Here is a 13,044-nt window from a genome sequence, read left to right on the forward strand (position 1 = left end):
CCTTAGGAAGCCCTCGGCGGACGCGCTGCCGACTCCATTGAGAAGTGATACAGTTGTAGAACATTGAACGCAAGGCTGTGCAAGAACTGCCCAGGTCGCAATGCCCGCTTCGCGGGGAAAGAGCGGATGAACGCTGCTAAAAACCACGTTATCCGTCAACGATCTTCCGGCCCCGCCGAGAGGATCAAAACCAGATCCCGAAACAAGTTCGGGATGACTCTGAACAGGAGACCCCAAACAGGGGCCCTGAGCAAGAGCATTTCAGGGTAGGCTCATTGGGGTGACAACTAACGGTTATTGCAAAAGGCTAGATTCCGTCATTCCGACAAAGCTCCTGGTCGGAATCTCGATGCTATTGCTTCAAAGTTCTCCTCGGCGAACGCTGACTACTCTCTTGCTCTTCTGACCTCTGACCACTGACCTCTAACCTCGGCTTCTCCAAAACCCGGATCCCGAAACAAGTTCGGGATGACAGAGTGAGGAGTCTCACAGGAATGACGCATAGAGAAACTTTCAAAAACCCGTTGTTCGATAACGCAGTGAGAGCTACAGGAAAGCCGCTACTGGACAACGATGTTTGATAATTTTAGGAGACTCCAACGGTTTTCAGGGTCTCCACAACATTCAGCCAGATAGAATTACTTTTTTGTTGTGAAACTCCAAATTGGACCAACTACTGGTTCTGAGCCTTCGTTCTTTGCGGCGATCTTCCAGTAGTATGTAGTATTTGGAAGGAGGCCGATTTTGTTATAAGTGTTCGTAGTTCGATTCGATCTGAAAAGGGAAGGATTGTGGAAAGTAGAAAGGTATAAATCGTACAATACCGCATCCCCGTCGGGATCTCCGCCTTCCCAAGACAAGAGAACTTCAAGATCAGTGTCTTTCGCGTCATTTGCAGGGGAAGGGTTCGAGGGAACGTTGGGGAATGATTTGACCGTTACTGTGAATGTCTTGTCAGATGACGCTTCCTTCTCGTCTTCTGCTTTTATAGTAACTGCAATATCGCCGAGTGGTCCGCTGACTGTCCATTCATAAAGGCTGCCTGAGACGGTTCCCGGTCCTCCAATAAGACTATATGAAAGAAGATGGCCGTCCGGATCTGAACAATAGTTGGCAAGGTTGATCTGGATTAGCTCTCCAATATTCTCGACAATTGTCTCTATGACACCCCATTCAGGCTTGCTATTCTTAATTGGACAGGCCGTAAGAAATAATACAGTAAGCACAAGAACCACCGTCAGGCGAAAACTCTTCATCTCATTATCCTCCACAATCTGAATTAGGAGATGAGAATGCTGCTTAGTCTGAAAAGTGAGTGGTTCTCTAACAAACATCTCCTTATAGATTTTAGAACAGTATCGGCCGATTCAGGCTCTTCTGGCCAGAGTGTTCTTTGCTGATTCCTTGGAGAAGGAGTTAAGATACACGTGTTCCTACGATAAGATCAGCCGAGAAAGAGCATTATAGAGAGTTTGCTGCGCTAACGAGAGACGAGAAATGGAGAAGCCAGTCTTCTGGCGCAGGCCATTCAAAAGGCGATAATCATCGCTGCCAGTGAAGGCTTCGCCTTCGCCAGTACCACTTCGCGGGAGAAGAGCCGCTGCACGCTTAAAAGCGGAGAACCCGCTGAACGCTGTGAAGAGCCGGTTCTTCGATAAGATCAAAAAACTAAAGAGGTCAGAGGTATGAGGGTAGACGTATGAAGATCAAGATCAAACATCACATACCAACATCATGAACTATTATCAGTATCTTGTGTTCCGTAGCTCTTTTCGAACCTGCAACCACCTACCTGCAACCCCGATCGGTTCAAAACATCGAGTAGGAGAGGGGCGGAGCCCCTCGTCCTCTCACAGAACCGTGCGTACGGGCCGCGTACACGGCTCATGGATCAAGTATCGGAAATTTCGACAGGGGATGATGGTATTTTGTCATATCGACTAGGTTCATCTCTTCAAAGAACCTGTTGGGGATGGCGTAATTGGCTGCTTTTGAGTGAGAAGATCGCCATTTGTTCATTCTCATGTTGACTTTCTCTTTCCATCCGGTCCTTCTGAGAACTCTGTTCAGTTTCTTAGTTGTCTTCCACTGGTGTAGTATGATGGCTCTTAGCCTTCTCCTTATCCAGCTCAGAAGTCCCCTCAAAATGGATTGGAAATCCACTATCCTGAAATAGCTGGCGAATCCCCTCAACAGTGGATTGAGCTGTTTCACTATCTCCTTTACCGGCCTGCTCTGATTCCTTCTTGTAAGTTTCCTGACCTTTTCCTTGAATCTCTTCAATCTGGATTTCTCTATCCCCACTCTCTCGCCTTTTATTTCAAAGCCAAGAAAGTGAAATCCATCTTCAAGTGTTGTGATTCTCGTCTTGTTCCTGTTGACTTTGAGCTTCATGTCAATCTCCAGTATGTTTATCGCGATTGCCAGAAACTCTCGGGCTTCTTCCTGGGTTTTCGAGAAGATCAGTATGTCGTCTGCGTATCTGACTATCCTTATTCCTCTGGCTTTCATCTTCTGATCGAATTCGTTCAGATAGATGTTAGCCAGCAGCGGGCTTATTACTCCTCCCTGTGGACTGCCAGTCTCTGTTTCCTTCCAGACTCCATCTTCCATTACTCCGCTCTTCAGTATTGCCCGTATGAGTTTGAGTATCTTTCCATCACTCACTCTCTCGGCTACGGAGTCTATTATCTTCTCATGATCCAGAGTGTCGAAACATTCACTGAGGTCAAGTTCCACTACATTACACAGTCCGTATTTGGATGCAAAGGCTTTCGCCTTCTCCACTGCCTGCCAGGCATTTCTTCCCTTTCTGTAACCGTAACTGGAGGGATGGAATCCTTCCTCGAATATCGGTTCGAGTACCTCCTTAAGAGATTGCTGTACAACCCTGTCCCTTACGGCAGGTATTCTCAATTGCCTCGTTTTACCGTCGGCTTTCGGGATCTCTACCCCCCTGAGTGACATGGGTTTGTATTCGCCTCTCTTGATTTCTCCGGATAGTCTCTCGATTTCTTCGGGAAGTTTCTCTGCGAATATCTCTACGCTTACTCCGTCTATCCCAGGGGCTCCTCTGTTGGATTTTACCCTGCCATAGGCTTCTAAAAGGTTCTTCTCCAAATAGACTTTGTCGATTAGACTGTAATACTTCATCTCTTTCTCCTGTATGCTCTCTTCCAACGGTTGTAGTCTCAGATGTTATTGCGACAACTAATGACTGGCTTCTCTACCCTTTCGGGAATATGTACCTTGTCTTTAACTGTCTAACCTGAATCTCTTCACTGTCTTCCGATCACATTTCTTCGATCCTTCCCCCCTTCGCAAGTGATGGAGCCTTTCGACTTCCCCATCACCCCCTTGGCTTTTAGCCAAGGTCCCTTCCCCTTTCGGAGAGGTTCTTCACTACTACGGGTTCATCTGCCATCCTCCTGAGCTTTCCGTTAACTTGGATCACCTCCTTGCTAACGGTTACCCCTTTCGGACTCATGAGGACTTCCCCGGGTAAGATACACCACTTTCATCCGAATCCTGCCATCCAAACCTTTACAGCTGGAGTCAGGGCTTTCCCTTATCTGGCAGGGTTACCCTACTGTAACGGCCATCCCTGGTTCACTTTCGTTCAGTTCCGGACTTTGCCTCGGGCTTCCTTCAGATTCACCGTTACCAGTGACACCCTTGCCTCTGGCTAATGCTTCTTTGACTCCCCGCATTCGGGTCTTTCACCCTATAGTTGTGTATCATGCCGGGCGCACCAGATCCCGAAACAAGTTCGGGATGACAATGTGAGGGACTTCCCAAACGCGCTGCCCGAATAACTTTCTCAATTACAGAAAAACCCTGAATCTATGAGCCTTTTCCGTTCGCGGGACTCCATACCTTGTAATCGATACTCCGTGCTCGGCGTCATGAACTTGTTTCAGCATCTATGTTCTTCTACAATAAATCGAAAAAGAGTCTTGTCGACAGTTTCCATTGCTCTTGATAGAAGGGAAACAGAGCCCACGGCGCTTGTTTACTCCTTAAATGCTTCAATTTAGGTAACTTCTCCGATCAAAAAAATTATACTCATGAGCACTATAGTATAATTGTCTTGAAAAGAATTGTACTTGCGCACAATTTGGAGGGCAAAATGATACCGGATCAGTTTTCCTCTAATTCACCAGGAAAAGTGAAGAAGATAGTCGGTCCGAGCTTCACATACTGGGCGTTTGTACCTAATCCCTTACCACCAAAGCTCGTATATGACAATGACCTTCTGTTTTTTCTCGGTGAAGCAAATCGAGCGATGGGAGAGTTTTCGGGGTTTCTTTCTGGGAGTCCAGGATCGCGATTATTGATCAGGCCTCTCTTTCGCAGGGAAGCCGTTGCTTCGTCACAGATCGAGGGAACGACTTCGGACATTGAAGATCTCTACTTTTTTGAAGCTGACCAAAATAGTGTTCCCTTGGCAGATGATGTTCGGGAGGTGTCGAATTATCTAAAGGCACTTGAGTATGGTCTTGAACGCCTGAAGTCTTTGCCGATTTCAACACGACTTTTCAAGGAGTTACATTCCGTGCTCATGTCGGGAGTGCGCGGAGGCTATTCATATCCCGGAGAATTAAGGAGAACGCAGAACTGGATTGGAAAACCGGGCTGCACTTTGAATGAAGCTGATTATGTACCCCCACCTCCCGAAGAGCTGAACGATTGTCTTGGCGAACTGGAGAATTTCATCAACTCTGAATCTAGACTACCTCCACTTGTTAGGTTGGCTTTGGTTCATTATCAGTTTGAAGCCATCCATCCATTTGTGGACGGAAATGGGAGGGTTGGGAGGCTATTGATCTCTTTACTCAAAACTTATTGGGGACTGATGGATCAACCGGGATTGTATCTCAGCGGCTATTTCGAAGCTAATCGACAGGAATACTATTCAAGACTGAGAAGCGTAAGCTTTGAGGGCGACTGGAATGGATGGATTTTCTTCTTTCTCAAGGCGATCCTTCAGCAGTCTGAGCTAGGAAAGAATAAGCTGAAGGAGATCATGGATCTTAGAAGCAACTGGATAGGTCGTCTAAAACCTGTTTCTTCAGCCCTTCCACTAGCGCTAATTGATTCTCTATTCGAGAATCCTGTAATTACAATTCCGCTAGCTGCTGAAAGACTAAACGTGACTTACGTTAGCGCCAGAAGGGCGGTCACTGCTTTGTGTGAGAAGGGAGTCCTTTCACAAACAGATCAAAGCAAATACGGAAAGAAATACATTGCTTCAGAGTTGATTGAGATTGTTAAATGAAGACTCGTCCTCCAGAAGTACCAAGTATATTGGAGATGCTGCTTTTGGCAGGAAGCATTCTCAGGTCCACCGTCAAAGGTTCTCCGTCCTCCGAGGAGACTAAGAGCAGAAGTGATGCGGCTTTCAGCGGGAAGCACTCAGAAGCCGGTCAAAAGGCGAGAATCATCGCCGCCAGTGAAGGCTTCGCCTTCTTGGCACACTGCATCTTGCAACTGATCCTTTGCTCTTTCCAACCTCCGACCTCCGACCCCCAACCACGGTTTCCCCTTCAAAACCAAGATCCCGAAACAAGTTCGGGATGACCCTGAACAGGAGACCCCAAACAGGAGCATTTTGGCGCAGGGTTTCAGGACAGGCTCAGTGGGATGACAACTGACGGTTATTGCGAAAAGGCTAGATTCCGTCATTCCGACAAAGCTCCTGGTCGGAATCTTGATGCTACTGCTTACGATTTCAACCAAGAACGAAGAACAGATCCTCGCTCTTGAACGAGCAACGGGTTCTCCTCGGTGAACGGAGAACGATTCAACGGTCAACCACTTTCTCTTGCTCTTTAGAATCTCCAACGAAGGTTTCTCAAAAGACCTTAGATTCTTCATCTCAAAGAGAGGAAGCGAACTACAGTGTTTTCTGCCTTCAGCGCGCGGTCGAAGTTGCCTGTCAAGATATCATCGACGAATCTATCAATGCAACTGAATAACCGACCTATTATGTGTAGATTGAAACCAAGGCGAGTTTTTTTCTACAAAAATGGTCTTTCCAGCGTGAAGTTGTGATAAAATCACGATAGTAGACGGAGTCAAGATTGTACCAGATACCTGTGAACAGGAGGGGTGATTGTTATGTCAAGAACTGTATTGATGCTCGCCGGTGTGGTAGTCCTGGTTATGGCTCTTCTAGCTTCATTCAACGTCGGAGGTATTGTAATACCCGCCTGGTACGTTTCATTGAAATGGATAGGCGGTGCTATTATGATCCTTGTTGCTTATATGGATAAGGGCAAGAAGGCTAAGTCGGACTCTTAGTATTACAAGGCCCGGAGGATTCTCCGGGCCGTTTATTTGTGATATCTCGTTATGAATCCTTTCGTTTGAAGTTTCACTTTCTTATTTCAAGATCTTTCAGTATCTTTGGCGCTTCATGAAGCTCTGAATTTGGCACATCATACTGGTCGCCACGGCTGTCTTTCTCTTCAACGAAGAACTCCGGTATTACATTGTGCCTGCGAATCAAATTATATTCTGAGGCTTTGAGGCGCTATGACCGTTCTTTTTCTTTAAGCGGTTTGACTAGTTTTTTGATTTCGGGGGAGTCGACTCCTGACTTTTCGATTGCCAAGAGGATTTCTCCAATAGCGGGATTAGATCTCTGACCGTCACCAAGATTAGGTACTCTGCTCAGTCTGTCTAGTTCTCTTTCGATTGTTTCAACGACTTTCATAAGAACAGATGTGGAGGTTGTTCGAAGAGAGTTAGAGATGATCTTCGCAGTTTCTGCTTTCAGAACGGGATTTATCAGCCACCCATTATCCAGGACGATCCTAACACGGTCATCGTCAGAGCACGAAGGGTCTTCGGATACAGCATAAAGCAGTATACGCCACAGGATAGGGGCCCTGGATCGTCTCCACCATTCGTAATAGAAGTTCCTGTCTTTGTTGTCGGTTTTTATCAAGTGAAGGATCGTATCACGTACGAAATCTATATAGATATGAAGCCATTCCGGGCTCGATTCCGGCTCGCTCTCTTCGATGGTCTTTCTCGCGCTGCAAATGCTGTCGTACTCTCTTACCGAGCCGTTGATTACCGACATGTCTGTGACGGCCTTCATTAGCTGCGAGGTAAGAATCGAAAGGATGTCTTCATGTAGTATATCAAGGTTTGGTTCAATGATCTCGGACCAAAATTTCTTCAAGCAATCGGTTTTGACGAGAGGCTCAAGATCGTATTGCCTGTGAAAGAGGGAAAGCTTCGCCGGTTTTCCAGTCTGAGAAAGAGAGAAGAAGCTCTGTATGGCCTTCGTGATTATCCATGGGTTTGTGGTGACATCGACCTTCTTCAGGGCTTTCAGCATTGCGAGACATGGAGTTTCTCCTTTGTGCCAGTTGTTGAGGATCAGATTCAACCATTCTGCCTGACAGGTATCTGGAATCTCCAGATCACTGTCTGCCATTTGTTCCACGATCGAAGAGACCAGATATGGGTTCAAGGATGATCTTCTAGAGGCCAAGAAAGTCAGGTGTTCCTGGCTGCTGCTTACGAAAGCAGTTTTTACGAACCAGCGGGTTAGAGACTTTTCGATCTCTGTGAGCGGCTCTTCCTCGCGGAAGAGATTATCCAGCATCGCTTTCGAATCGAGCCATTCCACCCATGCGAAGCCCTCAGCGAAACGACAAAAGACCTCTGTGAGGTCTTCACGGTTGAGACAGTATGTTAGGTAACTGTCGACCTTTTGATCTATTCCGGGTTTCTTGCCGGCAATGCTTTTAATTCTGTCGGTATGGATTTCAAGATCTGAACTGGCCAGGGAAGTCCAGTTTTCAAGAGCCTTCTGAAGTTCGTAATGAACTTTCTTCTTTTCGGGTGTTAGGGGATAGGAGACGGGAATCACATTGATCTCTTTCCACCTCTCGGCATCGCTCGCGCTGACAAGTGCGTATCTATTCGATTGCCTTATGTCCAGTCCTCTTGCCAGATAATCGACTATGGTATCTCTGTGACTGTACCCTATGAAAAGAATCGTGTAGTCCGATAGGTACAGATCCCTAAGAAAGTCCCTCGCCCAACCTTCGGTTAGGTAAGCTCTTCCGAAGTCCCTGTTCGTAACGACAAGCCATCTAGAATCCTGTTCCACGTTTCCGTGAAGATATACTATTCCCCTGAAGTCATCGCCCCTCGGTAGAGCGGGCGCTCTGAAGATATCGAAGCCGTCGTATCTCTCTCCGTAATTCTTCAAAACGGTTAGAAAGTGCGCGTCGTAATTTGTCGTTACGATTTTGAGGTCCCGGGCGCTCTTGAATAGAAGAGGAATAAGGTTGTGAAGCTGCGACGGTCTAGAGGTTTCTCTACTCATAATCTGTTTTACGATTTCGTGGACGCCCTGTCCGCCATTCTTGGAGTTTAGACTGCCGAGAAAGACGTCCGGAGGTTGGACTCGCTGCTGTTTGACGTAGTATTTTTGGCCGTAGCTTTTCGCGACGGCTTTTGCGAGGTCGACAAAACCGGGTATGTTTGAAGGAGAGGCCATTGAAACGCCGGCACCCGCGAAGACTACCAGCCTTTCTTCCTCCTGCGCCCTTATTAATTCTGTAGGAATATCTACATGGTCTGTTAAGAGCATTATTCCTCCCGCCGTCTCTCTTTCTAATAACCTTCATTCACAAATTGAGACCCTTGAATAGAGAGCGTCCTTGATGCAATGATACTCCATTGCCGAACACGGTGTCGAGGAAGGTGCTTAATCCAAGAGGCTTTACCTAGAGAGAAAAACCGAATCTGGCGTCTTTCATGCCTGTCTTGAACGGTGGGAAAATGCGTAATTCTCACGCCGTTTTCTTCGTATGTAACTCCGCCCACCTTCATGTAGGGAAATTTCTTTGCGAACAAATGGGATCTAGATTTGGTTTGCCTGATGACTGTGAGACAAGCTCCAGGTGACATCTTGAACATCAGTTATTGATTTACCCAGTGATTTGTCGAGAAGACTATCAAGCGGAGATTACCTGAAAGCCTTTCTTCGGTGCCTTGTCAAGACGCTCTTTTCAAATGTCTCGCAGTAGTTCTAGAAGCCACTTGTTTCGCATACATGACTTACTTTTGCTTTCCATTAAGTGATTAGGCATCTCGAATATTCAGAATCTACTGTGGAAAAAACTGCACTCTAGAATTCTCTATGGATAGTAATCGGGTCAAATTCTTTCAGGAGGTAAGTATTATGAAGAAAGCACTGCTACTTTTCTCGCTTGTGGTTCTATTTGCGTTAACGGCTCTTGCGGGTCCAAAGTATGTTTTCCTGTTTATTGGCGATGGCATGGCTCTTCCACAGATCAACGCAGCACAACTATTTCTAAGTTCATCATTTGAGGATGCGGTAACTCCTAAGCTAAACATGCTTAGGTTTCCAGTCCAGGGTATGACGACAACCTACTCCTCAAACTCCTTCATAACCGACTCAGCCTCGGCCGGTACTGCGATAGCAACAGGAAGGAAGACGAATGATGGCGTTATTAGCATGGATCCAACACTTACTGAATCCTACCAAACGGTTGCAGAATTTGCCAAAAGCAGGGACATGAAAGTCGGGATCATTTCAAGCGTCTCCATCGACCATGCCACGCCGGCAGTTTTTTACGCTCATGAGAAATCAAGAAACAATTACTACTCAATTGGGCTTCAGGCAGTAACAAGTAATTACGACCTCTTCGGTGGCGGAACTTTCAACAGGCCTGACAACAAAGGTAAAGACAGAAATCTCTTTGAGATAGCTGTAGAAAATGGATTCACGGTTGTAAGAACTCAGGAAGAGTTCGAATCACTTGAATCAGTTGAAGGAAAGGTCATTATCACAAACGAAGTAATTCCTGGCAGCGGAGCGATGGCTTACGAAATCGATAGAGAGAACGAATTCTCTCTGGCAGATATTACTGCAAAAGCAATACAACTTCTCTCAAATGACAATGGCTTCTTCATAATGGTCGAGTCAGGCAAGATAGACTGGGCGTGTCACGCAAACGACGCAGCAGCATCAGTTGGAGATACGATAGCTTTCGATAAGGCAATAGCGGAAGCAATAAAGTTCTACAATGAACATCCGGAAGATACCCTTATTGTTGTTACCGGTGATCACGAAACGGGAGGACTCACACTAGGTTTTGCTGGAACAAAGTACGTTGCCAACGTTCCAACAATCGGAAATCAGAAGATGTCCTACGAGGCCTTCGATGCTCTCCTCTCTTCTGAAAAGGCTCTGGGCAAACTCAACACGTTCGAAGATCTTCTCGTTCTTGTTGAGGACAACTTTGGTCTTGTGACCACTGGCAAACCTCAGGGCATCCCTCTAAACGATACAGAGATTGAAAGACTTCGGGAAGCCTTCGGTTACTACGTGAATGGTAGCGTACCAAAGGATAGCAGAACATACATCCTCTACGGTGGTTACAATCCAGTTAGCGTAACACTCACTCATATTCTGAATGAAAAAGCCGGACTCGGTTGGACATCTTACTCGCATACCGGTGTTCCAGTTGCAACATTCGCCATGGGTGTTGGCCAAGAAATGTTCGCAGGTTTCTACGACAATACCGATATCGGCAAGAATCTCTTCAAACTCCTAGACTAATAGTATCGATAAATGTAGTGGCCAGTGCGCAGAAAAACGCACTGGTCTCTTGTTCTGATTGGAGATGAGAAAAGTGAGCATAAGTGGATCCAAAAAACGGTACGAGCTGCTCTTTGTATTGATCCTGGTGGCTGTGAACATTGTGCTCATCATCATGCCAAACAGGTATGATAAGAGTTCAAATTACAGCTACACAGTTGGAAAGATTGTTGAAGTAGACAATACCGAACTCAAGCAGTATGGACTGATAAAACAGGGGAGTCAGTATTTGACCGTTGAGATCAAACGCGGCGAACTGAAAGGTCAGGTTTTTGAAACAGACAACAACCTTATAGGTAAAATGGAACTTGATAAAGTACTCAGTGAAGGCGATACCGTCTATGTCGAATACTCAACCATCGGTGACGGATCAATCTACGTTAAGGTCGTTGATTTCTACCGTCTTGGTACTGAAATGCTTCTTTTCACAGTATTCGGAGTAATGCTTATACTCTTCGCGGGGTTCACCGGACTCAAAACACTACTCTCGTTCACCACGACGCTTCTGGTTCTGTGGAAAGTGATGATTCCGCTCTATTTACAAGGCTTCAATCCTGTACTGATAGCTTTCGCAATTGTTTCAGCACTCACTTTGGCAATCATCTTTCTTGTTGGAGGATTCACCCGTAAGGGATTTGTTGCCTTCCTTGGATCGATATCGGGAGTCTTGGTAACCCTGATTCTTTCTTTAAGCTTTTCAGACCCATTTTACATAAACGGTTCGGTGATGCCGTTTGCGGAAACACTGCTTTATTCAGGTTTTGCACACCTTGATCTGAACCAGCTCTTTCTGGCCAGCATTTTTATCGGGAGTTCAGGGGCAGTAATGGATATCGGTATGGATCTTTCTGCATCTATGCAAGAAGTGGTATTCAAAAACCCCGACATTACCACAAGAGAACTGATGTTTTCCGGATTTCGTGTAGGTAGGGCGGTGGTAGGCACAATGACGACCACTCTTCTTTTTGCCTACTCAGGTGGCTATCTGACACTACTCATGGCCTTCATGGCGCAGGGTGTGAATACATCAGCGATGCTGAATCTCAACTATTTTTCGTCAGAAGTACTCATAACTGTAATCGGGAGTTTTGGGCTGGTTCTTACCGCGCCTCTCACAGCCATAATCGGAGCCTTCGTATTCACCAGAAAAGGGAGCGAGCTTCTTATCCCAGCGAACCAAGAAGCCGGACAAAGTGTGGACAAGAAGGCTCGAGAACTTGGGCCCGCCATTAACGATTCCGTCGATTGAGGAATGGCTGGTACACCGACGGGGAAAAGTTGAGTGAGGATCTTCCATACACATTTAACACATCTGATTGGCTGCCGACACAGGGTGTGACCGATACCCTTCCGATAGTAGCCTGGTTCCCGCCAGTCTTCTATCATTTCAACGTAGTTGCAAATCCTCCCGAAGGCGGGGAAGTCATGGAAAGTGGTGTATTCATATACGGCGCTCCAATGACGCTGGGTGCAATTCCTAATGACAATTACGTATTCAGGAACTGGACTTTCGAGGGAGCTGAGTTCAGCGATAATCCATTGTGGGAAGGGAATTCCACCTTCTTCCTTGCTAGATCGACTTGTATCGGCTGCACTGAATTCACCATAGTCGGCAATTTCGACCTGGATGTGCCCGACACAATTACTGTGAACTTGAGAGCCGAGCCACCTGAGGGTGGTGAAGTAAGCGGCGGAGGCAAATTTTCAAAAGGATCGAGCACTACTATCAGCGCCGTGCCAAATTCCGGATATGAGTTTAGTGGCTGGTACTTTGATCCATGTGGGAGCCCTTTCAGTGATTCTCAGACTTTGACTCTAAGCAATTTGCAGGTTGATTGGGCTCTTTTTGCGTCTTTCCACAAGCCTTTTTAGATCGAAGCTCTCTTTTTGAGACATAGCTTTTTAGTTTATTTGATTTTGTGTACAAAGAAGGAGCCTGAGGAGAGAATCCTCAGGCTTCTATCTTTTCAACAAAACCGATTCTGAAACCGTCCGGATCTCTGATGACGAATTTAAGGATTCCATAGGGAGTCGTTTCGAGAGGAGTATCGATCTCAACAGTGTCTTTGATTCTATTCCACAGCTCCTCGACACCGGTGATTCGGAAGTTCAAGATGTCTGAATTCCTGTTTCTTTTCAATCCCGGAGTTTCGATTATCCCAAAGCCGGCCGTTCCATCGAGTTTATAGGACTGCCAGTTGGTCTGTTCGTAAAAAATATCCGGTTCGAACCCGAGGATCTCTTCGTAGAAGACTCTTGCTCTCTCAAGAGAGCTAACAGATATAGTAGCAACTTGAATTTCCATTTAAGCCTCCCAATATTAATTTGTTTTAAGAAGAATGAGGCCGGCGATAAAACCTATCAGAGTCCGACCTCAGTCAAACTGAAAG

At 46.2% G+C, this 13,044-nt stretch carries 11 protein-coding genes; 5 read left to right on the forward strand and 6 right to left on the reverse strand.

Translation table 11 applies throughout. The features are described 5' to 3' along the window. Positions 1–638: 638 nt before the first annotated feature. The 4 genes from THEBA_RS08740 to THEBA_RS14840 all read right to left on the reverse strand — a co-directional run bounded on the left by THEBA_RS08740 (position 639) and on the right by THEBA_RS14840 (position 3,710). A complete protein-coding gene (locus tag THEBA_RS08740; protein WP_014731219.1) occupies positions 639–1,256 on the reverse strand; it encodes a hypothetical protein in 618 nt (205 codons plus the stop codon). A gap of 628 nt (positions 1,257–1,884) precedes the next feature. Next, entirely contained in the window at positions 1,885–3,153 is a 1,269-nt protein-coding gene (gene ltrA, locus THEBA_RS08745) for a group II intron reverse transcriptase/maturase (RefSeq protein ID WP_014731262.1), read from the reverse strand. A 211-nt stretch (positions 3,154–3,364) separates the two neighbouring features. Next, a complete protein-coding gene (locus tag THEBA_RS14835; RefSeq protein ID WP_006485555.1) occupies positions 3,365–3,487 on the reverse strand; it encodes a hypothetical protein in 123 nt (40 codons plus the stop codon). A gap of 94 nt (positions 3,488–3,581) precedes the next feature. Further along, entirely contained in the window at positions 3,582–3,710 is a 129-nt protein-coding gene (locus THEBA_RS14840) for a hypothetical protein (protein ID WP_006485539.1), read from the reverse strand. Between the two features lie 419 nt (positions 3,711–4,129). Here THEBA_RS14840 and THEBA_RS08750 point away from each other — a divergent pair, with 419 nt between their 5' ends. Together THEBA_RS08750 and THEBA_RS08760 are read left to right on the forward strand one after the other, a co-directional pair. Beyond that, positions 4,130–5,278 carry a Fic family protein gene (locus THEBA_RS08750; protein ID WP_014731226.1) on the forward strand — a complete coding sequence of 383 codons (1,149 nt, stop codon included), beginning with the start codon at positions 4,130–4,132 and terminating at the stop codon, positions 5,276–5,278. An 842-nt stretch (positions 5,279–6,120) separates the two neighbouring features. Further along, complete coding sequence (locus tag THEBA_RS08760) at positions 6,121–6,303, forward strand: hypothetical protein (protein ID WP_014731231.1); 183 nt, start codon at positions 6,121–6,123, stop codon at positions 6,301–6,303. Positions 6,304–6,535: 232 nt separating this feature from the next. On the opposite strand, the gene THEBA_RS08765 is transcribed toward THEBA_RS08760, so the two are convergent. Next, positions 6,536–8,617 (reverse strand): SIR2 family protein, encoded by a 2,082-nt coding sequence (locus THEBA_RS08765; RefSeq protein ID WP_014731232.1) that lies wholly within the window; start codon positions 8,615–8,617, stop codon positions 6,536–6,538. A gap of 594 nt (positions 8,618–9,211) precedes the next feature. Here THEBA_RS08765 and THEBA_RS08770 point away from each other — a divergent pair. The 3 genes from THEBA_RS08770 (at position 9,212) to THEBA_RS08780 (ending at position 12,526) form a co-directional block, all read left to right on the forward strand. Further along, positions 9,212–10,615, forward strand: coding sequence for an alkaline phosphatase (locus THEBA_RS08770; RefSeq protein WP_014731233.1), 1,404 nt, complete (start codon positions 9,212–9,214; stop codon positions 10,613–10,615). A gap of 64 nt (positions 10,616–10,679) precedes the next feature. Next, positions 10,680–11,903, forward strand: a complete 1,224-nt coding sequence (locus tag THEBA_RS08775) for a YibE/F family protein (protein ID WP_148270017.1) — start codon at positions 10,680–10,682, stop codon at positions 11,901–11,903. Positions 11,904–11,932: 29 nt separating this feature from the next. Further along, on the forward strand, positions 11,933–12,526 hold the full coding sequence (locus THEBA_RS08780) for an InlB B-repeat-containing protein (RefSeq protein WP_158309305.1): 594 nt from the start codon (positions 11,933–11,935) through the stop codon (positions 12,524–12,526). 79 nt (positions 12,527–12,605) lie between these two features. Here THEBA_RS08780 and THEBA_RS08785 read toward each other — a convergent pair whose 3' ends face one another. Beyond that, positions 12,606–12,959, reverse strand: coding sequence for a VOC family protein (locus tag THEBA_RS08785; RefSeq protein ID WP_014731236.1), 354 nt, complete (start codon positions 12,957–12,959; stop codon positions 12,606–12,608). Between the last annotated feature and the right edge of the window lie 85 nt (positions 12,960–13,044).

The organism is Mesotoga prima MesG1.Ag.4.2, from assembly GCF_000147715.2.
Lineage (GTDB): Bacteria > Thermotogota > Thermotogae > Petrotogales > Kosmotogaceae > Mesotoga > Mesotoga prima.